Source organism: Streptomyces sp. NPDC005393 (assembly GCF_040606675.1).
Classification (GTDB): Bacteria; Actinomycetota; Actinomycetes; order Streptomycetales; family Streptomycetaceae; genus Streptomyces.
In genome coordinates this window covers 295,096-321,331 of record NZ_JBEXFG010000001.1, presented here as the reverse complement: position 1 = coordinate 321,331, position 26,236 = coordinate 295,096, and the positions used below count along the sequence as shown (strand labels likewise).

General features: G+C 70.2%; 26 protein-coding genes and 2 pseudogenes. 4 read left to right on the top strand and 24 right to left on the bottom strand.

Going from position 1 to position 26,236, the window contains the following annotated elements; all coding sequences use genetic code 11:
* Positions 1 to 10 precede the first annotated feature (10 nt).
* A complete protein-coding gene (locus tag ABZS71_RS01610; protein WP_356206616.1) occupies positions 11 to 226 on the bottom strand; it encodes a hypothetical protein in 216 nt (71 codons plus the stop codon).
* 18 nt (positions 227 to 244) lie between these two features.
* Here ABZS71_RS01610 and ABZS71_RS01605 point away from each other — a divergent pair.
* Positions 245 to 410: pseudogene (locus ABZS71_RS01605) on the top strand (ATP-binding cassette domain-containing protein); the annotation flags it as partial.
* Positions 411 to 457: 47 nt separating this feature from the next.
* Complete coding sequence (locus ABZS71_RS01600; protein ID WP_356206614.1) at positions 458 to 1,030, top strand: cob(I)yrinic acid a,c-diamide adenosyltransferase; 573 nt, start codon at positions 458 to 460, stop codon at positions 1,028 to 1,030.
* A gap of 265 nt (positions 1,031 to 1,295) precedes the next feature.
* Here the strand turns inward: ABZS71_RS01600 and ABZS71_RS01595 are convergent, their stop codons facing one another.
* Positions 1,296 to 1,526 (bottom strand): hypothetical protein, encoded by a 231-nt coding sequence (locus ABZS71_RS01595; protein ID WP_355846584.1) that lies wholly within the window; start codon positions 1,524 to 1,526, stop codon positions 1,296 to 1,298.
* A 79-nt stretch (positions 1,527 to 1,605) separates the two neighbouring features.
* On the opposite strand from ABZS71_RS01595, the gene ABZS71_RS01590 reads away from it, so the two are divergent.
* On the top strand, positions 1,606 to 2,808 hold the full coding sequence (locus ABZS71_RS01590) for a histidine kinase (RefSeq protein ID WP_356206612.1): 1,203 nt from the start codon (positions 1,606 to 1,608) through the stop codon (positions 2,806 to 2,808).
* Positions 2,805 to 3,506 carry a response regulator transcription factor gene (locus ABZS71_RS01585; protein WP_356206609.1) on the top strand — a complete coding sequence of 234 codons (702 nt, stop codon included), beginning with the start codon at positions 2,805 to 2,807 and terminating at the stop codon, positions 3,504 to 3,506. Before ABZS71_RS01590 ends, ABZS71_RS01585 begins: the two co-directional genes overlap by 4 nt.
* A gap of 21 nt (positions 3,507 to 3,527) precedes the next feature.
* Here the strand turns inward: ABZS71_RS01585 and ABZS71_RS01580 are convergent, their stop codons facing one another.
* The 22 genes and pseudogenes from ABZS71_RS01580 to thrC all read right to left on the bottom strand — a co-directional run bounded on the left by ABZS71_RS01580 (position 3,528) and on the right by thrC (position 26,232).
* Positions 3,528 to 3,983: a DUF2550 domain-containing protein gene (locus tag ABZS71_RS01580; protein WP_356206606.1), complete on the bottom strand. Its 456-nt coding sequence runs from the start codon at positions 3,981 to 3,983 to the stop codon at positions 3,528 to 3,530.
* A 118-nt stretch (positions 3,984 to 4,101) separates the two neighbouring features.
* Positions 4,102 to 4,479: a F0F1 ATP synthase subunit epsilon gene (locus ABZS71_RS01575; protein ID WP_355846572.1), complete on the bottom strand. Its 378-nt coding sequence runs from the start codon at positions 4,477 to 4,479 to the stop codon at positions 4,102 to 4,104.
* Positions 4,480 to 4,590: 111 nt separating this feature from the next.
* Positions 4,591 to 6,036 (bottom strand): F0F1 ATP synthase subunit beta, encoded by a 1,446-nt coding sequence (atpD, locus tag ABZS71_RS01570; protein WP_356206603.1) that lies wholly within the window; start codon positions 6,034 to 6,036, stop codon positions 4,591 to 4,593.
* A gap of 4 nt (positions 6,037 to 6,040) precedes the next feature.
* Complete coding sequence (locus tag ABZS71_RS01565; protein ID WP_356206600.1) at positions 6,041 to 6,955, bottom strand: F0F1 ATP synthase subunit gamma; 915 nt, start codon at positions 6,953 to 6,955, stop codon at positions 6,041 to 6,043.
* Positions 6,956 to 6,957: 2 nt separating this feature from the next.
* A complete protein-coding gene (gene atpA / locus ABZS71_RS01560; protein ID WP_355846564.1) occupies positions 6,958 to 8,529 on the bottom strand; it encodes a F0F1 ATP synthase subunit alpha in 1,572 nt (523 codons plus the stop codon).
* Positions 8,530 to 8,618: 89 nt separating this feature from the next.
* Complete coding sequence (locus ABZS71_RS01555) at positions 8,619 to 9,434, bottom strand: F0F1 ATP synthase subunit delta (protein ID WP_355846561.1); 816 nt, start codon at positions 9,432 to 9,434, stop codon at positions 8,619 to 8,621.
* A complete protein-coding gene (locus tag ABZS71_RS01550) occupies positions 9,431 to 9,994 on the bottom strand; it encodes a F0F1 ATP synthase subunit B (RefSeq protein WP_356206597.1) in 564 nt (187 codons plus the stop codon). The genes ABZS71_RS01555 and ABZS71_RS01550 overlap by 4 nt, the downstream gene beginning before the upstream one ends.
* A 38-nt stretch (positions 9,995 to 10,032) precedes the next feature.
* Positions 10,033 to 10,284: a F0F1 ATP synthase subunit C gene (locus tag ABZS71_RS01545; protein WP_356206595.1), complete on the bottom strand. Its 252-nt coding sequence runs from the start codon at positions 10,282 to 10,284 to the stop codon at positions 10,033 to 10,035.
* Between the two features lie 78 nt (positions 10,285 to 10,362).
* Complete coding sequence (gene atpB, locus ABZS71_RS01540) at positions 10,363 to 11,172, bottom strand: F0F1 ATP synthase subunit A (RefSeq protein WP_356206592.1); 810 nt, start codon at positions 11,170 to 11,172, stop codon at positions 10,363 to 10,365.
* Positions 11,173 to 11,436: 264 nt separating this feature from the next.
* Positions 11,437 to 11,892, bottom strand: a complete 456-nt coding sequence (locus ABZS71_RS01535; protein WP_356206590.1) for a hypothetical protein — start codon at positions 11,890 to 11,892, stop codon at positions 11,437 to 11,439.
* A gap of 243 nt (positions 11,893 to 12,135) precedes the next feature.
* The gene (locus ABZS71_RS01530; protein ID WP_355846546.1) at positions 12,136 to 13,479 is read right to left on the bottom strand and encodes an MraY family glycosyltransferase; all 1,344 of its coding nucleotides are present in this window, start codon (positions 13,477 to 13,479) and stop codon (positions 12,136 to 12,138) included.
* A gap of 55 nt (positions 13,480 to 13,534) precedes the next feature.
* Positions 13,535 to 14,272 (bottom strand): annotated as a pseudogene (locus tag ABZS71_RS01525) (methylaspartate mutase); the annotation flags it as partial.
* 165 nt (positions 14,273 to 14,437) lie between these two features.
* Positions 14,438 to 15,703 (bottom strand): serine hydroxymethyltransferase, encoded by a 1,266-nt coding sequence (gene glyA, locus ABZS71_RS01520; protein WP_356206586.1) that lies wholly within the window; start codon positions 15,701 to 15,703, stop codon positions 14,438 to 14,440.
* A 280-nt stretch (positions 15,704 to 15,983) separates the two neighbouring features.
* Positions 15,984 to 16,646: a protein-tyrosine-phosphatase gene (locus ABZS71_RS01515; protein WP_355857096.1), complete on the bottom strand. Its 663-nt coding sequence runs from the start codon at positions 16,644 to 16,646 to the stop codon at positions 15,984 to 15,986.
* Positions 16,643 to 17,290, bottom strand: a complete 648-nt coding sequence (locus ABZS71_RS01510; protein ID WP_355857099.1) for an L-threonylcarbamoyladenylate synthase — start codon at positions 17,288 to 17,290, stop codon at positions 16,643 to 16,645. Before ABZS71_RS01510 ends, ABZS71_RS01515 begins: the two co-directional genes overlap by 4 nt.
* A gap of 47 nt (positions 17,291 to 17,337) precedes the next feature.
* Entirely contained in the window at positions 17,338 to 18,183 is an 846-nt protein-coding gene (prmC, locus tag ABZS71_RS01505; RefSeq protein ID WP_355857101.1) for a peptide chain release factor N(5)-glutamine methyltransferase, read from the bottom strand.
* A 52-nt stretch (positions 18,184 to 18,235) separates the two neighbouring features.
* Positions 18,236 to 19,315 carry a peptide chain release factor 1 gene (gene prfA / locus ABZS71_RS01500; protein WP_355857104.1) on the bottom strand — a complete coding sequence of 360 codons (1,080 nt, stop codon included), beginning with the start codon at positions 19,313 to 19,315 and terminating at the stop codon, positions 18,236 to 18,238.
* A gap of 122 nt (positions 19,316 to 19,437) precedes the next feature.
* Positions 19,438 to 19,662, bottom strand: a complete 225-nt coding sequence (rpmE, locus tag ABZS71_RS01495; protein ID WP_355857107.1) for a 50S ribosomal protein L31 — start codon at positions 19,660 to 19,662, stop codon at positions 19,438 to 19,440.
* Between the two features lie 168 nt (positions 19,663 to 19,830).
* Positions 19,831 to 20,952, bottom strand: a complete 1,122-nt coding sequence (locus ABZS71_RS01490) for an LCP family protein (RefSeq protein WP_356206584.1) — start codon at positions 20,950 to 20,952, stop codon at positions 19,831 to 19,833.
* A gap of 311 nt (positions 20,953 to 21,263) precedes the next feature.
* Positions 21,264 to 23,423: a transcription termination factor Rho gene (rho, locus tag ABZS71_RS01485; RefSeq protein ID WP_356206581.1), complete on the bottom strand. Its 2,160-nt coding sequence runs from the start codon at positions 23,421 to 23,423 to the stop codon at positions 21,264 to 21,266.
* Between the two features lie 405 nt (positions 23,424 to 23,828).
* Positions 23,829 to 24,743, bottom strand: coding sequence for a homoserine kinase (thrB, locus tag ABZS71_RS01480; RefSeq protein WP_355857116.1), 915 nt, complete (start codon positions 24,741 to 24,743; stop codon positions 23,829 to 23,831).
* A gap of 370 nt (positions 24,744 to 25,113) precedes the next feature.
* The gene (thrC, locus tag ABZS71_RS01475; RefSeq protein WP_356206578.1) at positions 25,114 to 26,232 is read right to left on the bottom strand and encodes a threonine synthase; all 1,119 of its coding nucleotides are present in this window, start codon (positions 26,230 to 26,232) and stop codon (positions 25,114 to 25,116) included.
* Positions 26,233 to 26,236: the final 4 nt, after the last annotated feature.

Below are 26,236 nucleotides of genomic sequence, written 5' to 3'. Positions count from 1 at the left end.
GTAAGGCGCGTCACGGTGTGTTCTTCACCGCATAGTTGAGCGTCCGCTCTCCCAGAAGCGACTTGACCATCTCCAGCCTCTGGAGCACCTGCCGTGCCACGTCCACGGGATCGCCTCCGGCGGCGAGGAGGCGCCGCACGCTGTTGAACGTCACGCTGCCGACCCAGGAGAGCCGGCCGGCGATCAGCATCGGCTCGGGGTCGTCGGGCGGCACATCTGGCGTCACCCTGCTTTTCTTGGGCGCATGGCAGTCATCACGACGAGCGGGCTCGCCCGCACCTTCTCGACAAGCGCGGTCCCGTGGAGGCCGTGCGCGGCATCTGACCGTCGAGCGAGGGGAGATCCTGGGCTTCCTGGGCCCCAACGGCGCGGGCAAGACCACCACGCTGCGCATGCTCACCACGCTGCTCCCGTTCCGGCAGGCCGGCGCCTGAGGCCGGCGCGTAGGCTCGGCCTCATGGTCAATCTCACCCGCATCTATACGCGTACCGGGGACACCGGCACCACCGCCCTCGGGGATATGAGCCGCACCGCCAAGACCGATCCCCGTATCGCCGCGTATGCCGACGCGAACGAGGCGAACGCCGCGATCGGGGTGGCCATCGCGCTGGGCGGGCTGTCCGCCGAGATCACCGAGGTCCTGGTCCGGGTCCAGAACGATCTGTTCGATGTGGGCGCGGATCTGTCCACCCCGGTGGTCGAGAACCCCGCGCATCCGCCGCTGCGCGTCGAGCAGAGCTATATCGACAAGCTGGAGGCGGACTGCGACCGCTTCCTGGCGGATCTGGACAAGCTGCGCAGCTTCATCCTCCCCGGCGGCACCCCCGGCGCCGCTCTGCTGCACCAGGCGTGCACGGTGGTACGCCGCGCCGAGCGCTCCACCTGGGCGGCGCTCGGCGAGTTCGCGGACTCCATGAATCCGCTCACCGCCACCTATCTCAACCGGCTCTCGGATCTGCTGTTCATCCTGGCCCGTACGGCCAACAAGGAGGTCGGGGACGTGCTGTGGGTGCCCGGCGAGAACCGCTGAGACGAGGCGTCGGCGAAGGGCCGGGGTCCGGGGCGCCCCCCGGACCCCGGCCCTTCGCGGTCGGCCGCCGTCTCGCCGCGTGCCGTGCCGGAGATCACGGCGGCGGGCCTGGTCGGCCCCGGCGCTGGTGCTGCGCTTCGGCACCCACCGCCCGGCGCGGCACCACACGGGCGGCGGGGCACTGCTCGGGGACTCGCTGCGCGGCATCGCCGACCGCCGGGTCCGGGCGCTGATGCTCTGTCCTGGGTGCCGCCGATATGCCGTGCTACCGCTCGGTGGAACCGGCTCGCTCCCGCTTCGGCCAGAGCGTGTAGCTCAGGGCGATGACCACGTTGACGCCGATGACGAAGAGCGTTCTCGACCGCCGGTCCCGCAACGAGCCGACCTCACAGGCGATGATCAGCGCGACAATCACGGCGTGCTCCCTTCGCTCCCCCTCACCATCCCGTGCGGTCCGGGCCGTCGCGTCGTCGGCGGCGATGAGACGGGACTGCATCCTTCGATGTACGCGCGCCCCGTCCGCGCCCACCCGCGAGCGGATCCACCGGGCCCGTGCCGCGTGGTGGGATGGGGCCATGCCGTCCCGTCCGCGCCTCCCGCCGCGTCCGCACCGCGACGATGTGCTGATCGGCCTCGGCGGGCTGCTCGGCGGGGTGGTGCTGTGGTCGCTCGGGCTGGTCAACAACGACTGGTTCCCCCGGCTGCCGGACGCCCTGCCACTGGTTCCGCTCACCGTGATGGCGGGCGCCGAGCTGCTGCGCAGAACCGCGCCCGCCGTCGCGCTGCCGCTGGCCACCGTCGCGCTCGCCGTCGACCAGACGAGCGGCTCACTGATCGCGACCGTGCTGATGTTCACCGACGTGCTGTACGCGGCCGTGGTGTACGGGACACCCAGGGCGGCCCGCAGCATCCCGCAGGCCACCGTCTATCTGACGGTGGCGGCCACCGTCGTACCGCTGGTGATCTTCCGTACGGCCGTCTCGCTGCTGATCGGCGTGGCCTTCGGGCTCGTCGTGCTGACCCCGGCCTGGACCGGATGGATCATCCGCGGCCATCGGGACACCGCGGCCACCGAGCGGCTGCGCGCCGAGCAGACCGCGCTGCTGGCCGAGTTGGACCGCCGGGAGGCGGTCACCGCCGAGCGCGCCCGGATGGCGCGCGAGCTCCATGACCTGGTGGCCAACCATCTCTCGGCCATCGCCATCCACTCCACGGCCGCGCTCTCCCTGGGCGACCCCGCCGCGACCGATCAGGCGCTCGGTGTGATCCGGGAGAACAGCGTGCGGGGCCTCGCCGAGATGCGCCGGCTGATCGGGCTGCTGCGCGACGCCGGGGACGAGGACGAACCGGCCGCCACGCCCACCCTGGACGCGCTGGACACCCTTCTGGAACAGGCACGCACCGGCGGCCAGGAGTTCCGGCTGTGCGACGAACGGCCCGGCGACGCCGCCCCGCTGCCCGCCCCGGTCGAGCTCGCCGCGTACCGCATCGTCCAGGAGTCGCTGACCAACGCCCTCAAGCACGCCGCGCCCGGCCGGGTGGACGTGACGCTGTCCCATGTCACGGGCGGCCCGCTGGAGGTCAGCGTCACCAGCCCGTACGGCGAGAGTCCGGTCCCCCGGGCGCCCGGCTCCGGCACCGGGCTGATCGGGATGCGCGAGCGGGTGAGCCTGCTCGGCGGCACCCTCGACGCGGGCCCGGTCACCGGCCCCTGGGGGACCGTGTGGCGGGTCCGGGCCGCGCTGCCGCTCGGGTACGAGGGCGCACCTCAGCCATGACCGCTCACCGACCAGGAGCCGCCGTGACCCGGCCGTCCGCCGCGTCGTCGCCGATCCGGGTGCTCGTCGCCGAGGACCAGGCCTCGGTGCGGTCAGGGCTCGTCCTCATCCTGGGGTCGGCGCCCGATATCGAGGTGGTCGGCGAGGCCGACGACGGCCGGCAGGCGGTGGACCTGGCCCGCTCGCTCCGCCCCGATCTGGTGCTGATGGATGTGCAGATGCCGCGCCTGGACGGGGTCCAGGCCACCCGTCAGGTGGTCGGCGAGCAGCTCGCCGACGTCCTGGTGCTGACCACCTTCGACCTCGACGAGTACGTCTTTTGGGCGCTGCGCGCCGGGGCGGCCGGCTTTCTGCTCAAGGACAGCGACGCGGCGGGCCTGATCGACGCGGTCCGCACCGTGGCGCGCGGTGAGGGGCTGATCGCCCCGGCGGTGACCCGCCGGGTGATCGCGGAGTTCACCCGGCCCCGGGACCGGCGCTCCCCGGGCGCGGCCGATCCGTCGGTGCTGGCCACGCTCACCCCGCGCGAGCGGGAGGTGCTCGGCTGTCTCGGCCAGGGGCTGTCGAACGCGCAGATCGCGGTGCGGCTCTCGATGGCGGAGGCGACGGTGAAGACCCATGTCAGCCGGGTGCTGGGCAAGCTGGAGCTGCGCAGTCGGGTCCAGGCCGCGGTGCTGGCCCAGGAGCTGGGGGTGTAGCGGGCGAACGGCCCTGAGGCCCTACGCGACGTTGACGCGCTGGCCGGGGGGCGCCGCCTCCAGCCAGGCCAGAAAGCCGGTGAGGGCGTCGTCGCTCATCGCGAGCTCCAGCCGGGTGCCGCTGTGCCGGCACGCGAGCACGACCGCGTCGGAGAGCAGCGCGAGCTCCTCCTCGCCCTTGGGCGTACGCCGCTCCAGCACCTCGATCGAGGCGCGCTCCAGCACCCGGCGGGGCCGCGGCGCGTAGGAGAAGACCCGGAACCACTCGATCCGGTCACCGTTGTAACGGGCGACCCCGTACACCCACCCCTTGCCGGTGGGCTCGGGCTCGGACTCCGGTGGGGGCGCGCCCCAGCGAAGCGAACAGTCAAAGGTTCCGCCGGACCGCTGGATCAGCCGCCGCCGGAGACCGAAGACGAAGAGCCCCACCACCACCAGCGCGACGACCACGCCGCTCACAAGCAGAGCGAGGACCATCTTCACCGACCTCCTCGCGTCATCCGGAAAAACCGCACCTGCATCGCCTCAGCCGCGGATCGCTGAAGAGAGCTCCAGCGAGGTCCGCGGCTGAGGGTATCGACCGTACGTGACAGGCTCAGTGGGCTCCCGTCACCGCACGCAGCCGGACATCGGCGCGCCGCTCGGCGGCGGCGTCCGCCTCCGCCTTGGCACGCTCCAACGCCCGCTCCGCGCGCTTGACATCGATCTCGTCGGACAGCTCCGCGACCTCGGCCAGCAGCGAGAGCTTGTCGTCCGAAAATGAAATAAAGCCGCCGTGCACCGCGGCGACGACCGTCCCGCGGTCGCTCGTACGGATGGTCACCGGGCCGGACTCCAGCACACCGAGCAGCGGCTGGTGGCCGGGCATGACGCCGATGTCACCCGATGTGGTGCGCGCGATCACCAAGGTGGCCGTACCGGACCAGACACTACGGTCCGCCGCGACCATCTCGACGTGCAGCTCAGCAGCCAACGTGGCTCCTCGGGTCTCCACCTGCCGGGTACGACAGGGCTTTCGTCAAAGAATAACGGGCGTTCGGAGAGGGGCGGGACCGGGCCCACCCCTCTCCCATGAGCGCGGGGCTCAGGAGACGCCCAGCTCCTTGGCCTTCTTCTTCAGGTCGTCCAGGCCACCGCACATGAAGAACGCCTGCTCCGGGAAGTGGTCGAACTCACCGTCGGCGATCGCGTTGAACGCGGCGATGGACTCGTCCAGCGGAACATCCGATCCGTCAAGACCGGTGAACTGCTTCGCCGCGTGGGTGTTCTGCGACAGGAAGCGCTCGATACGGCGGGCGCGGAAGACGGTGAGCTTGTCCTCCTCGCCGAGCTCGTCGATGCCCAGGATGTTGATGATGTCCTGGAGGTCCTTGTACTTCTGCAGGATCGACTTGACGCGCATGGCGCAGTCGTAGTGGGCCTGCGAGATGTAGCGCGGGTCCAGGATCCGGGACGTCGAGTCCAGCGGGTCCACCGCCGGGTAGATGCCCTTCTCCGAGATCGGCCGGGAGAGCACCGTGGTCGCGTCGAGGTGCGCGAAGGTGGTCGCCGGGGCCGGGTCGGTCAGGTCGTCCGCAGGGACGTAGATCGCCTGCATCGAGGTGATCGAGTGACCACGGGTCGAGGTGATGCGCTCCTGGAGGATGCCCATCTCGTCGGCCAGGTTCGGCTGGTAGCCCACCGCGGAGGGCATCCGGCCGAGCAGGGTCGAGACCTCGGAACCGGCCTGCGTGAAGCGGAAGATGTTGTCGATGAAGAACAGCACGTCCTGCTTCTGCACATCGCGGAAGTACTCCGCCATGGTCAGACCGGCCAGGGCCACGCGCAGACGGGTGCCCGGGGGCTCGTCCATCTGACCGAAGACCAGTGCGGTCTGCGGGAGCACGCCGGACTCGGCCATCTCCTCGATCAGGTCGTTGCCCTCACGGGTGCGCTCGCCGACACCGGCGAACACGGAAACGCCCTCGTGCAGCTTGGCCACACGCATGATCATTTCCTGGATGAGGACGGTCTTGCCGACGCCCGCGCCGCCGAACAGTCCGATCTTGCCGCCCTTGACGTACGGGGTCAGCAGGTCGACGACCTTGAGGCCGGTCTCGAACATCTCGGTCTTGGACTCGAGCTGGTCGAAGGCCGGGGCCTTGCGGTGGATGGACCAGCGCTCGGTGACCTCGGACTCGGCCTCGGGGTCGTTGAGGATCTTGCCGAGGGTGTTGAACACCCTGCCCTTGGTGACATCGCCGACCGGGACGGTGATGCCGGCTCCGGTGTCGGTCACCACAGCCTGGCGGACCAGGCCGTCGGTGGGCTCCATGGAGATGGCGCGGACCAGGCCCTCGCCGAGGTGCTGCGCGACCTCGAGGGTCAGGATCTTCTTCGCGCCCTCCTGGGCGGGGTCGGCGATCTCGACCTTCAGCGCGTTGTAGATCTCCGGCATGGCGTCGACGGGGAACTCCACGTCGACGACCGGGCCGATGACCCGCGCGACGCGGCCGGTGGCCACAGCGGTCGGCTCAACAGTGGTGGTCATAGTGTCAGTCACTCCCCGCAGAGGCGTCGGCCAGAGCACTCGCGCCACCGACGATCTCGCTGATTTCCTGGGTGATGTCGGCCTGTCGGGCCGCGTTGGCAAGTCGCGTGAGCGACTTGATGAGCTCTTCGGCGTTGTCGGTCGCCGACTTCATCGCCCGCCGGGTGGCCGCGTGCTTGGATGCGGCGGCCTGCAGCAGAGCGTTGTAGATGCGGGACTCGACGTACCGCGGCAGCAGGGCGTCAAGGACGTCCTCGGCCGACGGCTCGAATTCGAACAGCGGAAGGATCTCGCCCTTCTTCGCCTGCTCGTCCGTCTTCTCCTCGAGGCTGAGCGGCAGCAGCCGGTCGGCCACCGGGGTCTGCGTCAGCATCGAGACGAACTCGGTGAACACGATGTGCAGCTCGTCCACGCCGCCGTCGGCCGTGTCCTTGAGGACCGCCTCGATCAGCGGGCCCGCGACCTTCTTGGCGTCCGCGTAGGTCGGGTTGTCGGTGAAGCCGGTCCACGACTCCGTGACCTTGCGCTCACGGAAGCCGTAGTAGGCGACGCCCTTGCGGCCGACGATGTAGGCGTCGACCTCCTTGCCCTGCGCGACAAGCCGCTCGGTGAGCTGCTCGGCCGCCTTGATGACGTTGGACGAGTAGCCACCGGCCAGACCGCGGTCGCTCGTGACGAGCAGCAGCGCGGCCCGCGTCGGGTTCTCCGACTCGGTGGTGAGCGGGTGCTGGGTGGTGGACCCGGTGGCAACCGCGCCCACCGCCCGGGTGAGCTCACTGGCGTACGGATTCGACGCGGCCACCCGGCGCTGCGCCTTGACGACGCGCGAGGCGGCGATCATCTCCATCGCCTTGGTGATCTTCTTGGTCGCAGAGATGGACTTGATCCGCCTCTTGTAGACCCGGAGCTGGGCACCCATGCTCAGCCCTCGCCCAGCAGCTTGCCGTCCGAGGTCTCGAACTGCCGCTTGAAGCTGTCGACGGCCTCGCCGAGCGCCTGGAGGGTGTCGTCGGACATCTTGCCGCCCTCGACGATGCTGGTCAGCAGCCCCTTGTGCTCACGGTGCAGATAGTCGAGCAGCTCACGCTCGAAGCGCCTGATGTCCTCGACCGGGACGTCGTCCATCTTGCCCGTGGTACCCGCCCAGATGGACACGATCTCGTCCTCGGTGGAGTACGGGGCGTACTGCGGCTGCTTCAGCAGCTCGACCATGCGCTGACCGCGCTCCAGCGCTGCCTTGGAGGCCGCGTCCAGGTCGGAGCCGAAGGCGGCGAACGCCTCGAGCTCACGGTACTGGGCGAGGTCCACCCGGAGCCGGCCGGAGACCTGGCGCATGGCCTTGTGCTGCGCGGAGCCACCGACTCGGGAGACCGAGATACCGACGTTCAGGGCCGGGCGCTGACCGGCGTTGAACAGGTCCGACTCCAGGAAGCACTGGCCGTCGGTGATGGAGATGACGTTGGTCGGAATGAACGCCGAGACGTCGTTGGCCTTGGTCTCGACGATCGGCAGACCGGTCATCGAGCCGGCGCCCATCTCGTCGGAGAGCTTGGCGCAGCGCTCCAGCAGCCGCGAGTGCAGGTAGAAGACGTCGCCCGGGTAGGCCTCACGGCCCGGCGGACGGCGCAGCAGCAGCGAGACGGCACGGTAGGCGTCGGCCTGCTTGGACAGGTCGTCGAAGACGATCAGGACGTGCTTGCCCTGGTACATCCAGTGCTGACCGATGGCCGAGCCGGTGTAGGGGGCGAGGTACTTGAAGCCCGCCGGGTCGGACGCCGGGGCGGCGACGATCGTCGTGTACTCCAGCGCACCGGCCTCCTCCAGCGCGGCGCGCACGCCGGCGATGGTGGAGCCCTTCTGGCCGATGGCGACGTAGATGCAGCGGACCTGCTTCTTCGGGTCGCCGGAGCGCCAGTTGTCGCGCTGGTTGATGATCGTGTCGACGCACAGCGCGGTCTTGCCGGTCTGGCGGTCACCGATGATCAGCTGACGCTGGCCGCGGCCGATCGGGGTCATCGCGTCGACGGCCTTGTAGCCGGTCTCCATCGGCTCGTGCACCGACTTGCGGTCCATGACCGTGGGGGCCTGCAGCTCGAGGGCTCGGCGGCCCTCGGTCTCGATCTCGCCAAGGCCGTCGATCGGGGCACCCAGCGGGTCGACGACGCGGCCGAGGTAGCCCTCGCCGACGGCGACCGAAAGGACCTCGCCGGTGCGCTGCACCGGCTGGCCCTCCTCGATGCCGCTGAACTCGCCGAGGACGACCGCACCGATCTCGCGCTCCTCAAGGTTGAGGGCGAGGCCGAGGGTGCCGTCCTCGAACTTCAGCAGCTCGTTCGCCATGGCCGAGGGAAGACCCTCGACCCTCGCGATGCCGTCGCCGGCAGCGCTGACCGTACCGACCTCCTCGCGCGAGGCCGCGTCCGGCTGGTACGCCTGGACAAAGTTCTCCAGTGCGTCCCGGATCTCCTCCGGCCGGATCGTGAGCTCCGCCATCTGGGTTCCCTGCTCTCCTTGTTGGGCCCGAAGTGTCTGACTACGGCCCAACTCGGGCCGCTGACATGCTTGTTGAGTTGGTTGGCTGGTCAGCCGGCAATCCGCCGGGCCGCCTCTTCGAGGCGATCCGCGATGGTCCCGTCGATGACCTCGTCGCCGATGCGCACCGCGACCCCGCCGAGGACCTCCGGGTCCACATCGAGGTTGAGGTGCACCTTGCGGCCGTACAGCTTCGCAAGAGCCGCACCGAGACGCTGCTTCTGCTGGTCACTGAGCGGCACCGCCGAGGTCACGACCGCGACCATACGGTCCCGGCGCGCCGCGGCGAGCTTGGAGAGGGCTTCGAGTCCCGCCTCCAGGCTACGTCCCCGCGGATGCGTCACAAGGCGGACGACAAGCCGCACGGTCACCGGGTCGGCCCGGCCGCCCAGCAGCTCGCGCACCAGTCCGGCCTTGGCCGCGGAGCTCGCGCCCCGATCGGTCAGCGCGGCCCGCAGCTCGGCCGTGGAGGAGACGATCCGGCCGAACCGGAACAGCTCGTCCTCGACATCGTCCAGGGTGCCGGCCCGCTGGGCCGCCACCAGGTCGGCGGTGTTCGCCAGCTCCTCGACCGCGTCCGCGAGGTCGCGCGAGCGCGACCAGCGGGAGCGGACCATGCCGGAGATCAGATCGACGGTCTCGCCGCCGACCTGCCCGCGCAGCAGACGCCCGGCCAGCTCGGCCTTGGCCTCGCCGGGCTGCGCCGGGTCGGTGAGGACCCGACGCAGCGAGACCTCGCGGTCGAGCAGCGCGGTGACGGCGGCCAGCTCATCGGCGAGCTTCGTCGCGTCGACGGAGGTGTTGTCCGTCAGTGCGTCGAACCGCTCACGCGCGGCTGCCAGCGCCTCCCTGCTCGATCCGATCATCGGCCGGCCTCGGCCTTCGAGCCGTCGGCCGCCTTCGCCTCGAGCTCATCGAGGAACCGGTCGATGGTGCGGCTCTGCCGGGCGACGTCCTCGAGGGACTCGCCGACCAGCTTACCGGCCAGGTCGGTGGCGAGCTTGCCCACGTCCTGGCGCAGCGCCTGAGCGGCCTGCTTCCGGTCGGCCTCGATCTGGGCGTGACCGGCGGCGATGATCTCCTCACGCTGCCGCTGGCCTTCCGCACGCATCTCGGCGATGAGCGCGGCGCCCTGCTCCTGCGCCTCCTGGCGCAGTCGCGCGGCCTCGTGACGGGCGTCGGCGAGCTGGGCGCGGTAGTCCTCGAGGACCTGCTGGGCCTCGGCCTGCGCGGCCTCGGCCTTCTCCATGCCGCCTTCGATCGCCTTGCGACGCTCCTCCAGAACCCGGTTGATGTTCGGGAGGAGCTTCTTGGCGAAGAAGAAGAAAACGATGGCGAAGGCGATGAGGCCGATGACAACTTCCGGCCACTCGGGGATGAGGGGGTTCTGTGCCCCCTCGGCCGCCAGCTGTGTCAGGGCTTTCACATCATTGCCTTTCGTCGAAAACGGCTCGCGCTACGCCGTCACTTGGTCGGGTAGACGAACGGCATAACCAGACCGATCAGGGCCAGCGCCTCACAGAGAACGAAGCCGAGGATCTGGTTGGCGCGGATCAGACCGGCCGCCTCGGGCTGGCGGGCGAGCGCCTGGGTGCCGTTACCGAAGATGATGCCGACGCCGACGCCGGGACCGATGGCCGCGAGGCCGTAACCGATCGAGCCGAGGTTGCCCTTGATCTGGACAGCGTCTGCGGCGAGGGTCTGGAGAGCGGACATGCCGTTTCTTCCTTCTCTTTCACGGACCGGTGGGGGTTGGCCACCGGACGTCTTTTAGGACGGGTGCTGGCTGGCTTGTCAGTGGTGCTCGGCGAGAGCGCCCTGAACGTAGACGCAGGCCAGCAGGACGAAGACGTAGGCCTGAAGGGCCTGGATGAACAGCTCGAACATGGTCAGCAGGATGACCATCACGAACGAGACGCTGGCGTACGCGATACCGATGCCGTTCAGCAGGTACCAGCTGGCCACGGTGAAGATCAGCAGCAGGACGTGGCCCGCGAACATGTTGGCGAAGAGCCGGACGGCGTGGGTGAACGGCCGGATGAGGAGGTTCGAGAACAGCTCCAGGGCCATGACGAGCGGCAGCACCGGGCCGATCGACTTGTCGTAGCCCGAGATGTTCTTCAGGCCGCCGACGAAGCCGTGCTTCTTGAAGGTGAGGCCCACCCAGAGGATGTAGACGAGCGCGGCGAGCCCCGCCGGGAAGGCGATGATCGACGTCACCGGGAACTGGGCGACCGGAATGACCGACCAGAGGTTCATGATCCACACGAAGAAGAACAGCGAGACCATGAGGGGGACGTACTTGTCGCCCTCCTTCTTCCCCAGCGCCTCGTAGACGACCCCGCGGCGCACGAAGTCGTAGCCCGCCTCGCCGACCAGCTGTAGCTTGCCGGGGACAACCTTGGCCCTGCCGAAGGCGGCCCAGAAGAAGGCCACGACGACAACGGTGCCCAGCAGAGCCAGCAGTATCGGCTTGTTGATCTCGATGCCGCCGATCGTGGCGATCGGCTCGAACGTGAACGATTGGAGCCCCGGGGCCGGGAAGCCGCACCCGTTGAAGATGTGGCAATCGGTCTCGAAGGCGAGCGTCTGATCAGGACTCACCGCGAGCTCCTTCAGCGTGGCGCATGGGTACGGCAACCTCGTTGTGTCGGCGCGGCACACGGCCACGGAGCGGCACTGGACTGGTCATACGGATATGGGCGTGCATGGTCGGCGTGTGGCCGAGTGGCGTGTAGGGCATCAGCTGCATGGGCCGCCGATTCCGTCCCGTGGAAACCGGGGGTTCAGCTACCTGCGCCTGCCGTGCCTCATATGGCACCGGACGATAGCAGGTGAGCGGACGCCCCCTTATACCGGCCCTACCAATCACGATGCGGACCCGGCGGGCGCACCCTTCTTCGCCCCCTCGGGCTTACGTTCGTCCTCGGCTTCCGGCTGCACGTAAAGGATCTTGGCCTTCATATGGGCGCGGGTCTGCGCGGCGATCCACGTCAGCGTCGCGGCGAGCAGGGAGAAGGCGAATGCCCTGGTGTTGAACAAGGTGGTGTCCCTGAAGACGGCCAGCACCACGGCGACCAGCAGGAACTGCACCATGTAGAGCGCGAGCCCCATCATCTGGAACAGCTGGGGAAGGTGCTTGGCGGTGCGCTCCAGGATGATCAGGTCGACCGTCATGACCGCGGCCACCAGAACCGCCCCGAAGGCGGCCCCGATCGCACCCTTTCCACCGGCGAGCACAGAACTGACAGCGACGGCGACCACCCCGACCACGGCGGTGGGCACTGCGCAACTCAGCAGCGTTCTGGCGTCGTTGGACTGCATGAAGGGTTTCTCCGGCAGAGTCGGAAGCAACGATTCGTCGTGGACGAGCGTATCCCCGGACATGAGGGAGACCCGCGATGATGGACCGATGCACTACGGTCCCGCGGCTCTGGGCACCGGGTTTAGTGAACGGTATCACAAACTATTTGATGAGGTCTTTACCCGTCAACTGTGCTGGAGGTCACACGCAAGAGTTATGGAACGTGTACCGTCTTGACGCCTTCGGTGAGACCAAGCGGGCCGTTATCGCGAGGTTCCGATCTTCCGCCGGTGGGTGAAGCCGGACCGGTCGCCGATCGCGGTGGCCCCGTTCAGCCCGGGCGGCGGCGTCATCACCTCGGGGGCGATCGTCTCCGGTGCGGACTGCTCGGCCGCCTCCGGCTCCGCGATCCGCTCGGCCACCGCCCCGGCCCGCTCGCCGCGCCGGTAGCGGGGCGGTACGAACGCCTCCGCCCAGCCCGGCACCCGCGGGGTGAACCGGGGCATCAGCAACAGAACCAGCCCCACCGCGCTGAGCGCGACGATCGCGAGCACGAACCACACCCCGGCGGTGTTCACCGAGTACGCCACCGCGCCGAAGGCGATCAGCGCCGACCAGAAGTACATGATCATGACGGCCCGGCTGTGCGAGTGGCCGATCTCCAGCAGCCGGTGGTGCAGATGGCCGCGGTCCGCCGCGAACGGCGACTGGCCCCGCCAGGTGCGCCGGACGATGGCCAGCACCAGGTCGGCGAAGGGCACCGCGATGACGGTGAGCGGCAGCAGCAGCGGGATGTAGACCGGGACGGTGGCGTGCACCGCGGCGGTCTTGGACCCGTGGAAGAACAGCTTCATCGCGTCGGGGTCCACCTGGCCGGTGATGGAGATGGCGCCCGCCGCGAGCACCAGCCCGATGAGCATCGAGCCCGAGTCGCCCATGAAGATCCGCGCCGGGTGGATGTTGTGCGGCAGGAAGCCCACGCACATGCCCATGAGGATGGCGGCGAACAGGGTCGCGGGGGCGGCGGCTTCGAGGCCGTAGCCGTACCAGATGCGGTACGCGTACATGAAGAACGCGGCGGCGGCGATGCACACCATGCCGGACGCCAGACCGTCGAGACCGTCGACGAAGTTGACCGCGTTGATGGTGATGACGACCAGAGCGACCGTCAGCAGCGTGCCCTGCCAGGGCGTGAGTGAGACCGGTCCCACACCGGGCACCGGCAGCCACAGGATGGTCAGACCCTGAAGCACCATCACACCCGCGGCGATCATCTGGCCGCCGAGCTTGATCAGCGCGTCCACGCCCCACTTGTCGTCCAGCACCCCGAGCAGCCAGATCAGTCCGGCACCGGACAGCAGCGCCCGCGGCTCGTTGGAGAGCTCGAAGACGTCCTTGAGGTTGCTGAGGTGCGCGGCGACCAGCAGCCCCGCGCACAGCCCGCCGAACATGGCGATGCCACCGAGCCGCGGAGTGGGCTCGCGGTGCACATCGCGGGCACGGATCTCCGGCATCGCGCCGGCCGCGACGGCGAACTTCCGCACCGGCCCGGTCAGCAGATACGTCACCGCGGCCGTGATGCACAGAGTCAGCAGGTATTCACGCACCTATTCCCCAGAAGTCGTGAGGGCAGATCAGGGCCACACCCTAGAAGACCTCACCCTAGCCTGCTCCGGTTCCCGATGTGCCCGGGACGGGCTGGGGCGCCCGGTGCTCCACCGGCACCTCGTCGAACCTTCTGCGCATGTACGACAGGTCCTCCAGCAGCCCCGCCGAGGTGACCCGCCGCGCACGCCGTGCCCCGGCGATGTCCCCGATCGGCAGGGAACCGGTCCGCTCCCACAGCAGCCGGCCGTTGCCGCCGATGTAGCTGCGGGTCTCCCCCCGGTTGTCCGGGTGCAGACAATACGGGTTGTCCAGATATCCGGCCCGGAAGGCCCGCAGCAGGGCCGTTCCGATGTCCGGGTGAAGATTCAGCACCGCTTCGGTGAGGGCCGCCGCCTCCCGGTAGGTCTGGGTGTCGGCCACGGGGCCGGGCGCGCTGTGGGGCGCGGGACCGGGCCGGGCGGCCACCCGGCCCGCGTACTCCAGCGCGCTGACGTTCTCCTCGATCGTCGGAATGCGCCGGGATTCGGCCACCGTCTTGACGATCAGCCGCTCGGCCCCGCTCGCCACCGCCGGCTCGGCCGCCTGCCCGAGCAGCCGGTAGGCCCCGTGCTCGGTCCGCGGGTACAGCCCCATGTAGGCGTAGACCACCACGTGCCAGTCGTCGGTGGGCAGCAGTTCGCCGCACAGCCTGCGCAGCGCCGCCACCGCTTCCCGGTCCTGTCCGGCGTGCGTTTGCTGTGCGTAACTGACCGATACGCTGCGCACCCCGTGCTGGAGGAAGACCAGGGCCTCCTGTTGACCGCGGGGCGTTGCCATGCCCACTCCATCTGGGCGGACATGGTGTGGGTGAACTTCGTGTACGCCGGCCCGAACGGCAGGTCCGGGGTCTTGTACGCGCGGAACTCCCGGGTCGCGGTGATCGGCCACCACACACGGCACCGGTAGGCGGAAACACGGTTATGCCGGATACGGGGGAAAGCCGGCCGTCAGCTCCCTGACCTCCGCGCGCACGCCCCGCATCCGTGGCGCCGTCTCCTCCTCGCACAGCGCGATCCCGAGCAGCGCGGCGATCCGTGCCATCTCGTCCTCCCCCATGCCCTGCGTCGTCACCGCCGCGCTGCCCAGCCGCAGCCCCTTGACGCAGCCGCCGGGCTCGGTGGCGGACGCCAGCGCACAGATGTCGAGCACGATCCCGGCGGCGGCGCAGCGGGCCCGTGCGGTGGGTGCGTCCAGGCCCAGCGGGGAGACGTCCGCGGTGATGATATGGGTGTCGGTGCCCCCGGTGACGACCGTCGGCCCCTCCTCGGCCAGGGCGTCGGCGAGCGCCCGGCCGTTGGCGACGACCCGCTGGGCGTAGGCGGTGAAGGCGGGCGCGGCGGCCTCGCCGAAGGCGACGGCCTTGGCGGCGACGGAGTGCATCTGGGCGCCGCCCTGGGTGAACGGGAACACCGCCCGGTCGATCCGCTCGGCGAGCTCCGCGCCGCACAGCAGCATCCCGCCGCGCGGTCCGCGCAGCACCTTGTGCGTGGTCGCGCACACGACGTCGGCGTACGGCACCGGGTTCGGCGCCGCCTTCCCGGCCACCAGGCCCATGGGGTGCGCGGCGTCGGCGATGAGGTACGCGCCCACCTCGTCCGCGATGGCGCGGAACGCGGCGTAGTCGAGATGGCGGGGATAGGAGATGGAACCGCAGACGATCGCCTTCGGCCGGTGCGCGTGCGCGAGACCGCGCACCTCGTCGTAGTCGATCAGTCCGGTGGCCGGATCGACGCCGTAGCCGATGAAATCGAACCAGCGGCCGGAGAAATTGGACCGGGAGCCATGGGTGAGATGGCCGCCGTGCGGCAGCGCCATCGCCAGCACGGTGTCGCCGGGCCGCAGCAGCGCGGCGTAGGCGGCGAGCACCGCCGAGGAGCCCGAATGCGGCTGCACATTGGCGTGTTCGGCGCCGAACAGGGCCTTCGCCCGGTCGATGGCGACCCGCTCGGCGATGTCGACCACCTCGCATCCGCCGTGGTGGCGGGCGCCGGGATAGCCCTCGGCGTACTTGTTGGCCAGGGGCGAGGCCAGCGCCGCCAGCACGGCCGGCGAGGTGAAGTTCTCCGCGGCGATCAGCTGCAGCCCGCTGGAGACGCGCTCGGCCTCGCTCAGGATGATGCCCGCGAGCTCGGGGTCCTGGCGGGCGAGCGCGTCGAAATCCGGGCCCCAGGGGGTGACGGCCATGGCATGCTCACAGCCTTGGGAGGGGTCGTCGGGCTGTCACCCCCAAGGTAGGCCCGGGAAGCCGTCTGCGCGCGCCGTGCGCGCCCGCACAGAGCCACGGGGGCCCGCCCTACCGGGCGCGTACTGCCCGCCGCGACGGCGGGCGACCAGCACGGCGGAGTCCGGCGGTGCCGAGCCGACGGCCCATGTGGGGCTCATGGGGGCTCATGTCACGAGTCCGGGCCGGGCGCTGCCACACCAGCCCCAGCGGCGCTGGGCGGCTCCGCGGCCCGCCCAAGGGCTACGCGGGGGCGGGAAACCCCGTCAGTGCCGTCACAACCGGATCCAGGGCCTGGTTGATCTCGTCGCCGATGGAGCGGAAGAAGGTGATGGGCGCGCCGTAGGGATCGTGCACCTCGTCCGCCTCCTCGGTCGGGGCCAGCAGCCAGCCGCGCAGCGCGGCAGCCGCCTGCACCAGGGCGCGGGCGCGCTCGACCACGCCGCCCGCCTCCTCCGGATCGGGCAGCGTCGCGGGGTCTATGGCCCGTACCAGCCGGGTGAACTCCTTGAGCGTGAAGGTGCGCAGGCCCGCCGAGTGGCCCATCGAGATGACCTGGGCGCGGTGGTCGCGCGTCGCGGTCAGCACGAGGTCGGCGCGGATGACGTGCTCGTCCAGCAGCTCGCGGCCGAGGAAGCCGGCCGGATCGGCGCCGAGGTCGGTCAGGACGGTCGCGGCGTGCGCCTCCATGGGGGCGCCCTCATGGCCCCAGGTGCCGGCGCTCTCCACGATCAGACCGCTGGTGCGGGCGTTCCCGAGGCGGTGGGTGAGAGCATGCCGGGTCAGCCGCTCGGTGATCGGCGAGCGGCAGACATTGCCGGTGCTGACGTGGAGGATGCGGAAGGAGGTCTCGGCGTTCTTCGCCCGGTGTTCCGCTATGCCACGCCCCGTCTCAGGGGTGGTCAATTGGCCACCTCGAGGTCGGGTACGACCTCGCGGAGCTGCTCGGCGGTGAGCGCGCCCGCGCGGAGCAGCACCGGCACCTTGCCGGTGACGTCGACGATGGAGGACGGTACGGCGGCGGGGGTCGGCCCGCCGTCGAGGTAGACCGAGACGGAGTCGCCGAGCATGTCCTGGGCGGCGTCGCAGTCCTGCGGGGACGGATGTCCGGTGAGGTTGGCGCTGGAGACCGCCATCGGGCCGAAGTCCGTCAGCAGCTCGATCGCGACCGGGTGCAGCGGCATCCGGACCGCGACGGTGCCCCCGGTCTCCCCGAGGTCCCAGGTGAGCGACGGCTGGTGGCGGGCGACGAGGGTGAGCGCGCCGGGCCAGAAGGCGTCGACGAGCTCCCACGCCTGTTCGGAGAAGTCGGTGACCAGGCCGTGCAGGGTGTTCGGGGAGCCGATGAGGACGGGGGTCGGCATGCTCCGGCCGCGGCCCTTGGCCTCCAGCAGATCGCCGACCGCCTCGGCGTTGAAGGCGTCCGCACCGATCCCGTAGACGGTGTCGGTGGGCAGCACGACCAGTTCGCCGCGGCGGACGGCGGAGGCGGCCTCGCGCAGGCCGGTCTTGCGGTCGGTCGCATCCCCGCAGTCGTATCGCCGTGCCATCTAACGGACCTCCTCGTACGTGGCCAATGTGTGGTGCGGTGCCGCCGTCACGGCATGGCCTTCCGCGCGGTGGCGAACCGGGGCCGTTTGTTCAGGTCGGGGTGGTCGGCGGCGTCCGCCCAGCCACGCTCCTCCGTGAAGATCCATGGCACCTGGCCGCCCTGGGTGTCTGCGTGTTCGATGACCACCACGCCCCCCGGGCGCAGCAGCCGGTGGGCGGTGCGCTCAAGGCCGCGGATCACATCGAGGCCGTCCTCACCGGAGAAGAGCGCGAGCTGGGGGTCGTGGTCGCGGGCCTCCGGCGCGACGTACTCCCACTCGGTCAGCGGGATGTACGGCGGGTTGCTGATGACGAGGTCCACCTGCCCGTCGAGCTCCGGCAGCGCCGTCAACGCGTCTCCGTGGTGGAGAACGACGCGGGACCCCTCGACGTTCTTGCTGGCCCAGCGCAGGGCGCCCTCGTCCAGCTCCACGGCGTGCACCCGGGAGCGCGGCACCTCCTGCGCCAGCGCGAGGGCGATGGCCCCGGAGCCGGTGCACAGATCGACGATGAGCGGTTCGACGACGTCCATGGCGCGGACCGCGTCTATGGCCCAGCCCACCACCGACTCGGTCTCCGGCCGGGGCACGAAGACCCCCGGCCCGACCTGGAGCTCCAGATAGCGGAAGAAGGCGCGGCCGGTGATGTGCTGCAGGGGCTCGCGGGCCTCGCGGCGGGCGACCGCCTCCCAGTAGCGGGCGTCGAAGTCGGCGTCGACGACGCCGTGCAGTTCACCCCGCTTGACGCCGTGCACAAAGGCGGCGAGCTCCTCCGCGTCGAAGCGCGGAGAGGGCACGCCCGCGTCGGCCAGCCGCTGAGTGGCCTGGGCCACCTCGGCGAGCAGCACATTCACTGAATTCCTCCAGCCGGTCCGGACAAGGGCACAGAGCTATCCTGGCGCGTGCTTACTGCGCGGCCGCGAGCTTGGCGGCCGCGTCGGCGTCGACGCACGCCTGGATGACCGGGTCGAGCTCGCCGTCGAGCACCTGGTCCAAGTTGTACGCCTTGAAGCCGACCCGGTGGTCCGAGATCCGGTTTTCCGGGAAGTTGTACGTACGGATCCGCTCGGACCGGTCGACGGTGCGGACCTGGCTGCGGCGGGCGTCCGACGCCTCCCGCTCGGCCTCCTCCTGGGCCGCGGCCAGCAGCCGCGAGCGCAGGATGCGCAGCGCCTGCTCCTTGTTCTGGAGCTGGCTCTTCTCGTTCTGGCAGGAGACGACGATGCCGGTGGGCAGGTGGGTGATGCGCACCGCGGAGTCGGTGGTGTTGACGGACTGGCCGCCGGGGCCCGAGGAGCGGTAGACGTCGATCCGCAGATCGTTGGGGCCGATCTCGACCTCGACCTCCTCGGCCTCGGGCGTGACCAGCACACCGGCGGCGGAGGTGTGGATACGGCCCTGCGACTCGGTGGCGGGCACGCGCTGCACGCGGTGCACCCCGCCCTCGTACTTCAGCCGGGCCCAGACGCCCTGGCCGGGCTCGGTGGCGCCGTTCCCGCCCTTGGTCTTCACCGCGACCTGGACGTCCTTGTAGCCGCCGAGGTCGGACTCATTGGCGTCGAGGATCTCGGTCTTCCAGCCGACGCGCTCGGCGTAGCGCAGATACATCCGCAGCAGGTCGCCCGCGAACAGGGCCGACTCCTCCCCGCCCTCGCCCGCCTTGACCTCCAGGATGACGTCCTTGTCGTCGCTCGGGTCGCGCGGGACGAGCAGCAGGCGCAGCCGGTCGGTCAGCTCCTCGCGCCGCAGCTCCAGCTCCTTGACCTCGGCCACGAAGTCGGAGTCGTCCTGCGCCAGCTCCTGGGCCGTCTCGATATCGCCCCCGGTCTGCTTCCAGGAGCGGTACGCCGAGACGATAGGGGTCAGCTCGGCGTAGCGCTTGTTGAGCCGCTTCGCCTCGCGCTGGTCGGCGTGGACCGCGGGGTCGGCGAGCCGCTTCTCGAGGTCGGCGTGTTCGCCGATGAGCTCCTCGACAGCCTCGAACATCAGGGCTCCCTGGGTGGTCTGCGTGGGGTGGTGCCGGTAGAGCCGGAAAGGCCGGTGACGACAAAACGCCGGTCCGGTCACCCCAGGGAAGGGGCGACCGAAGACCGGCGCCGTGCGGGTCGCTACTTCTTGGCGGACCCGGCCTTCTTGCCGAAGCGGGCCTCGAACCGCGCCACACGGCCACCGGTGTCGAGGATCTTCTGCTTGCCCGTGTAGAACGGGTGGCACTCGGAGCAGATGTCGGAACGGATCGCGCCGCCGCTCACGGTGCTACGGGTGGTGAAGGACGCGCCGCAGGTGCAGCTGACCTGCGTTTCGACGTACTCGGGGTGGATGTCGCGCTTCAAGGGATTCTCCTAGGTTCGGGAGGGCACCGGGTCGACGGGCGGGTTGCCTGTCGTGAACCGGGACCGACGGTCCAGTCTGCCAGCACTGGCCGTATACCCCAAAACCGGGGGTGGGGCCCGGTTATTCCCGGGGCCCCGTCCGCGCCGCCGCGTCCGGCGGGCCCCCCGTTACTTGACGACCTTGCCCGCGCTGGTGGCGTCGCCCGCCGAGCCCTTGGTGGCGGAGGCCGGGATGGGCTGGTCGTTGCGCAGCGCCGTCCACATCAGGTGGGCCTTGCGCTCCATGGGCAGCACCCGGGCCGGGTTCTGGGGGTCGTACTGCACCGGCAGCGTCGTCATCTTCATATCGCCCGAGCCGATGCCCTTGAGGCTCTCGGCGAAGCCCCTCAGCTTGCTCACCGAGGCCAGGTCCGAGTCGGTGGTGAGCGCCTTGGTGGAGGTGTCCGCCAGGTCGTACAGCTTCTGCGGGTTGCCGAACAGATCGACGTGCTTGATCTGGTCGAGCAGCGCCTTGACGAACGCCTGCTGGAGCTTGATCCGGCCCAGGTCGCTGCCGTCGCCGATGCCGTGCCGGGTCCGCACCAGGCCCAGGGACTGCTCCCCGTCGAGGGTGTGCGGGCCCGCCTCCAGATCGAGGTGGCTCTTCTTGTCGTGGATCGAGGCGGTGGTGGTGATGTTGACGCCACCGAGATCGTTGATGAGCTGCTTGAAGCCGGAGAAGTCGACCTCGAGGAAGTGGTCCATGCGTATGCCCGTCATGGACTCGATGGTCTTCACGGTGCAGGCCGGGCCGCCGACCTCGTACGCGCTGTTGAACATGGCCTCCCGCATGGCGGGGGTCTGCTGACCGCCCTTGGCGCAGGAGGGGCGCTTGACGAGGGTGTCACGCGGGATGCTGACCACGCTGGCCTTCTTGTGGCCCTTGTACACGTGGACGATCATCGCGGTGTCGGAGCGGGAGGTGCCCTCGTCCGTGCCGTACTTGGCGTTCTTGCCGGCCCGGGAGTCGGAGCCGAGGACGAGGATGTCCATCGACCCGTCGTCGACGTTCTTGGGGCGGTCGGGGCCGAGGGCGGCGTTGACGTCGACGCCGGTCAGGTTGCCGTTGAGCTTGAAGTAGAGATAGCCCAGACCGGCTCCGCCGAGGACCAGCACCGCGGCCAGCGTCCACACCACGTAGTGCACGGTCCTACGGCGCGTGCTGGGCCCCTTGCGGCGGCGGCCGCCGGCGGCGCCGCGGGCGCGGTGGCGGCCCGGGTTCACCGGTGTGCCATTGAAGTCCTCTGCCATGTGCTCCTCAGTCCCTCTGTGTCCCCGGGTACCCCCTGCCGTCACGGTCAGGCGTGGCGTCGGTTGTCTTGACCTGACAGATGGAAGGCCGAGCGCCAGGGTTGCATACCGAGTTCCTCGGTTTTTCTTGTGGGGCGGCCACAGCGCCGTTCGTCCCCTTCGTCCGCCTTACCGCTCTCACCTGCACTTTCGCGCGTGATAACGCCACAGCGGCCGGTCCGTGACGGGTCCGGCCACTGTGGTTCAGATCTCATGGCGAAGGGCCTCCCCACCATGGTGGGAAGGCCCTTCGGCTACGGAGCGTGTCCGATTCAGTCGCCGTTGCCCGGAGTGGGCGTGGTCTTGGCGATCTGCATCAGGAACTCGGCGTTCGACTTCGTCTGCTTCATCTTGTCCAGCAGCAGCTCGATGGCCTGCTGCGAGTCGAGCGCGTGCAGCACCCGGCGGAGCTTCCAGACGATGCTCAGCTCATCGGGAGCCAGCAGGATCTCTTCCTTACGGGTGCTGGACGGGTCGACGTCCACCGCCGGGAAGATGCGCTTGTCGGCGAGCTTCCGGTCGAGCTTGAGCTCCATGTTGCCGGTGCCCTTGAACTCCTCGAAGATCACCTCGTCCATCCGCGAGCCGGTCTCGACCAGCGCGGTGGCCAGGATGGTCAGCGAGCCGCCGTCCTCGATGTTGCGCGCGGCGCCGAAGAACTTCTTCGGCGGGTAGAGCGCGGTCGAGTCGACACCACCGGACAGGATGCGGCCGGAGGCGGGCGCCGCCAGGTTGTAGGCACGGCCCAGACGAGTGATCGAGTCCAGCAGCACGACCACGTCATGACCCAGCTCGACCAGGCGCTTGGCCCGCTCGATCGCCAGCTCGGCGACGGTGGTGTGGTCCTCGGCCGGACGGTCGAAGGTCGAGGAGATGACCTCGCCCTTGACCGACCGCTGCATGTCGGTGACCTCTTCCGGACGCTCGTCGACGAGAACGACCATCAGATGGCACTCGGGGCTGTTGCGGGTGATCGCGTTGGCGATCGCCTGCATGATCATGGTCTTACCGGTCTTCGGCGGGGCCACGATCAGACCGCGCTGGCCCTTGCCGATCGGCGCGACCAAGTCGATGATCCGGGTCGTCAGCCCGCCGGCCTCGGTCTCCAGCCGCAGGCGGTCCTGCGGGTAAAGCGGCGTCAGCTTGCCGAACTCGGGGCGCCCGCGCCCGGTTTCGGGCGCCATGCCGTTGACCGAGTCGAGACGGACGAGCGCGTTGAACTTCTCGCGGCGCTCGCCGTCGCGCGGCTGGCGGACCGCACCGGTGACATGGTCACCCTTGCGCAGACCGTTCTTACGGACCTGGGCGAGCGAGACGTACACATCGTTCGGACCCGGCAGGTAGCCGGAGGTCCGGATGAACGCGTAGTTGTCGAGGATGTCGAGGATGCCCGCGACCGGGATCAGCACATCGTCCTCGGCCACCTGCGGCTCATTGCCGAAGTCCTCGCGGCCACGCCGGCCACGGCGGTCACGGTAGCGGCCGCGGCGCCCGCGGCGCCCGCCGTCGAAGTCGTCGTCGGTCTCATCGGGGCGCTGCTGGCCCTGGCCACGCCCGTCGCGCTGCTGGCGGCCGCCCTGCTGGCCGTCGTCGCCCTTGGCACCGCGGCGGTCCCGGTCGCCGCGGTCGCCGCGGTCGCGGTCGCCACGGTCGCGGTCGCCACGGTCGCGGTCGCCACGGTCGCGGTCGCCGCGGTCGCGCTGACCGCCGCGCTCCCGGCGGTCGCCCTTCTGGCCGCGGTCCTGACGGTCGCCGCCCTTGGCGCCCTTGCCCTCGGCGCTGTCCACAGCGGCCTCGGCCTTCGCGTCGGCCTTGGTCTCGGCCTTGGCGGAAGCGCCGACATCGGTCCGGGCCTCCGTCTTGGTGTCGACGGCGGTGGCCGTGCCACCGGACTCGGCGGCGCTCGTCGCGGGCGCGGTCGCCCGACGGCGGCGGCGCTCACCGGCCGGCTGCTCATCGGCGGCGGGCTCACCGGACTGGCCCGGGATGTCGATCTGCTGCTGCGCGACGGACTTCTCGGCCTTGTCGGCCTTCTCGGCCTTGTCCGCGGCGGCGTCGTCGCTGTCGTCGCCCGTACGGGCCTTGGAGGTGGCGCGGCGCTTCGGCTTGGTCACCCCCTCCGCTGCGGACGGGGCGGCCTCGGAGCCCTGGGCTCCGCCGGTGGCCTGCTTCTCCTTGATGACCTCGATCAGCTGGCCTTTGCGCATCCGCGCGGTGCCCTTGATGCCGAGGCTCGAGGCGAGCTGCTGCAGCTCGGCCAGGACCATGGCGTCAAGGCCGGTGCCCGAGCGGCGTCGCCGCGGGGCAGTGCCAGTGGCAGCACCGGTGGCAGGCGCGGCGGGAGCGTCCGTAGCGGGCGCGTCGGCATTGCCGACACCGCTGTCGGAGGTGCCGGAGGCGTTCACGCCCATCAGATCGGTGGTGTCGCTCACGAAGGGTCCTTCCCTGGAGCGGGCGTCGGCCTGTCTGGCTCGGCGACCGGTTGTGCTGTCCGGCTGTGGTCCTTCTCTTGAGGACCGGGGCCGGGGCGGTGGTCCGCCGGGTACGGCGGAGAGAGAATTTCTTGGTTCCGACGCGGAGGAAGGCTCACTTGGATCCGCCACGCCGATTCCGGAGCGTGCTCGCTACTGCTCAGGCAGGCTGCTCAGGCAGTGGGGGAGGCTCCCGGAAGAAGGGTGGTCCCGGATGGGGACACTGAGCACCGCGCCTCCGAGTACATCCAAGAGGCATCAAGTGCAGACTTGAGGTTAACACTACCGGATCCAACAAACATTCCCCCTCTCCAAGACCGGCACATCGAATTTCCCAGGGTCCGGGGGCGTCCCCGGGCCGCTGTGTCAGGTGAGCGGCAGGACACTGGCCCCCCCTGCGTCGAGAGCCAGCCGGTTGGCCGCCCACCCCTCGCCCGCCAGCCGTGCGACCTTGTCGGCCGCACCGTCCTCGGCCAGCGCGAGCACCGTCGGCCCCGCGCCGGAGATGACCGCGGGGACGCCGTCCGCGCGCAGTCGGTTCACCAGGCGCACGCTCTCGGGCATCGCCGGAGCGCGGTATTCCTGGTGCAGCCGGTCCTCCGTCGCCGCGAGCAGCAGCTCGGGACGCCTGGTCAGGGCCTCCACGAGCAGGGCCGCCCGCCCCGCGTTGACCGCCGCGTCCACATGCGGGACGGTCCGCGGCAGCAGTCCGCGGGCGGTCTCCGTCAGCACCGGCTTCCCGGGGACGAAGACCACCGGAACGATGGAATCGGCTGGGTCCATTCTGATCGCCCGGGCGGCTCCCGCGTCCGTCCAGGCGAGGGTGAAGCCGCCGAGCAGACAGGCGGCGACATTGTCGGGGTGGCCCTCGATCTCGGTGGCCAGCTCCAGCAGCGCCTCGTCGTCGAGCCTTTCGGCGCCGCCTATCGTCACGGCGCGCGCGGCGACGATCCCGGCGCAGATGGCGGCGGACGAGGAACCCAGGCCCCGGCCGTGCGGAATCCGGTTGGCGCAGACCACCTCGAGGCCGCGCGGCTGCCCGCCCAGCAGGTCGAACGCGGTGCGCAGGGACCGTACGAGCAGATGGCTCTCATCGCGCGGGAGGGTTTCCGCGCCTTCGCCCGCGATGTCCACATGGAGACCGGAGTCGGCGACCCGGACGACCACGTCGTCGTAGAGCCCCAGGGCGAGGCCGAGGGCATCGAAGCCGGGACCGAGATTGGCGCTCGAGGCGGGGACGCGCACTCGGACGGCGGCGGCGCGGAACGCTGGACCGGCCATCGCTCGATGACTCTCCTTGTGAGACGTGAGATTGCTCGAAGAGGTACGGAACACCGCGGGGGCCGTGACGCGAAGTACGGCGACGCCGCGCAGAGGTGAGCGCTCTGCGTCGGGGCGGATTCAGTACAGCCTATCGAAGGAAGGTTCTGTGGCGACATAGGGCGCACGGGAGGCGCACGATGCGTGTCGCGCTCCCTGCCGTCGTTCGCGACCACTCTACTGGAGCGTTGCGTGCGCCCTCGTCGATCCCGTGCTTCTCTGCCACCACTTGAGTGGATCTTTAGACAGGATCACTCGGGAGGGGCCCTGCCGCGGCCTCCGCGGGACTCCGGCGGGCCGGGATCCGGTGGACCCCGGCCCGCTGACGCCGTCAGACCAGGCCGAGCCGCACGGCCGCCGCGTCTGCGTCCACCGGGACGACGACCGGCTGCGGCGCGCCCGCCACCGCCCAGTCCGGGTCCTTGAGCCCGTTTCCGGTCACCGTGCACACGATGCGCTGGCCCGGGTCGACCAGACCCTGCTCGGCGGCCTTCAGCAGACCCGCCACGCTCGCCGCGGAGGCCGGCTCCACGAAGACCCCCTCCTGGGAGGCGAGCAGCCGGTAGGCGGCGAGGATCTGACGGTCGGTCACCTCGTCGATGAGGCCGCCCGACTCGTCCCGCGCCTGCTCGGCGAACGCCCAGGAAGCGGGGTTGCCGATGCGGATCGCCGTCGCGATGGTGCTCGGCTCCTTGACCGGCTCACCGCGCACGATCGGGGCCGCGCCGGACGCCTGGAACCCCCACATCCGGGGCGTACGGGAGGCGCGCGCCGCATCGCCCGCGAAAGGCGCCGCGTACTCCCGGTAGCCCCTCCAGTAGGCGGTGATGTTCCCCGCGTTGCCGACCGGCAGCACATGGATGTCGGGGGCGTCGCCGAGCATGTCGACGATCTCGAAGGCCGCGGTCTTCTGCCCCTCGATACGGGCCGGATTGACCGAATTGACCAGCGCCACCGGGTACCTCTCGGAGAGCCCGCGCGCCAGCGTCAGACAGTCGTCGAAGTTGCCGTCGACCTGAAGGATCTTCGCGCCGTGGACGAGGGCCTGGCCCATCTTGCCCAGCGCGATCTTGCCCTGCGGGACCAGCACCGCGCAGACCATCCCGGCCCGTACGGCGTAGGCCGCCGCCGAGGCCGAGGTGTTTCCGGTGGAGGCGCAGATGACGGCCTTGGCGCCGGCCTCCTTGGCCGCGCTGATGGCCATCGTCATGCCCCGGTCCTTGAAGGACCCGGTGGGGTTGGCACCCTCGACCTTGAGGTGGACCTCGCAGCCCGTGCGCTCGGAGAGCACCTGGGCGGGGACCAGCGGAGTGCCGCCCTCGCGCAGAGTGACGACGGGGGTCGTCTCGCTGACCGGGAGGCGGTCGCGGTACTCCTCGATGATGCCCTGCCAGCCTTGCCACTGGCGGGTGCCGGACATTCGGGGCCCGGCGTCGGCGATTGCGTTCATGATT

What these genes read in the sequence shown, in the direction of transcription:
- thrB (WP_355857116.1), bottom strand. Translation starts at nt 24,743, where the DNA reads ATGGCCGGTCCAGCGTTCCGCGCCGCCGCCGTCCGAGTGCGCGTCCCC.
- ABZS71_RS01555 (WP_355846561.1), bottom strand. Translation starts at nt 9,434, where the DNA reads ATGATCGGATCGAGCAGGGAGGCGCTGGCAGCCGCGCGTGAGCGGTTC.
- ABZS71_RS01595 (WP_355846584.1), bottom strand. Translation starts at nt 1,526, where the DNA reads ATGCAGTCCCGTCTCATCGCCGCCGACGACGCGACGGCCCGGACCGCA.
- ABZS71_RS01600 (WP_356206614.1), top strand. Translation starts at nt 458, where the DNA reads ATGGTCAATCTCACCCGCATCTATACGCGTACCGGGGACACCGGCACC.
- ABZS71_RS01490 (WP_356206584.1), bottom strand. Translation starts at nt 20,952, where the DNA reads ATGGCAGAGGACTTCAATGGCACACCGGTGAACCCGGGCCGCCACCGC.
- ABZS71_RS01510 (WP_355857099.1), bottom strand. Translation starts at nt 17,290, where the DNA reads ATGGCACGGCGATACGACTGCGGGGATGCGACCGACCGCAAGACCGGC.
- ABZS71_RS01535 (WP_356206590.1), bottom strand. Translation starts at nt 11,892, where the DNA reads ATGCAGTCCAACGACGCCAGAACGCTGCTGAGTTGCGCAGTGCCCACC.
- prfA (WP_355857104.1), bottom strand. Translation starts at nt 19,315, where the DNA reads ATGTTCGAGGCTGTCGAGGAGCTCATCGGCGAACACGCCGACCTCGAG.
- glyA (WP_356206586.1), bottom strand. Translation starts at nt 15,703, where the DNA reads ATGGCCGTCACCCCCTGGGGCCCGGATTTCGACGCGCTCGCCCGCCAG.
- ABZS71_RS01545 (WP_356206595.1), bottom strand. Translation starts at nt 10,284, where the DNA reads ATGTCCGCTCTCCAGACCCTCGCCGCAGACGCTGTCCAGATCAAGGGC.
- ABZS71_RS01590 (WP_356206612.1), top strand. Translation starts at nt 1,606, where the DNA reads ATGCCGTCCCGTCCGCGCCTCCCGCCGCGTCCGCACCGCGACGATGTG.
- ABZS71_RS01585 (WP_356206609.1), top strand. Translation starts at nt 2,805, where the DNA reads ATGACCGCTCACCGACCAGGAGCCGCCGTGACCCGGCCGTCCGCCGCG.
- atpD (WP_356206603.1), bottom strand. Translation starts at nt 6,036, where the DNA reads ATGACCACCACTGTTGAGCCGACCGCTGTGGCCACCGGCCGCGTCGCG.
- ABZS71_RS01565 (WP_356206600.1), bottom strand. Translation starts at nt 6,955, where the DNA reads ATGGGTGCCCAGCTCCGGGTCTACAAGAGGCGGATCAAGTCCATCTCT.
- thrC (WP_356206578.1), bottom strand. Translation starts at nt 26,232, where the DNA reads ATGAACGCAATCGCCGACGCCGGGCCCCGAATGTCCGGCACCCGCCAG.
- atpA (WP_355846564.1), bottom strand. Translation starts at nt 8,529, where the DNA reads ATGGCGGAGCTCACGATCCGGCCGGAGGAGATCCGGGACGCACTGGAG.
- ABZS71_RS01580 (WP_356206606.1), bottom strand. Translation starts at nt 3,983, where the DNA reads ATGGTCCTCGCTCTGCTTGTGAGCGGCGTGGTCGTCGCGCTGGTGGTG.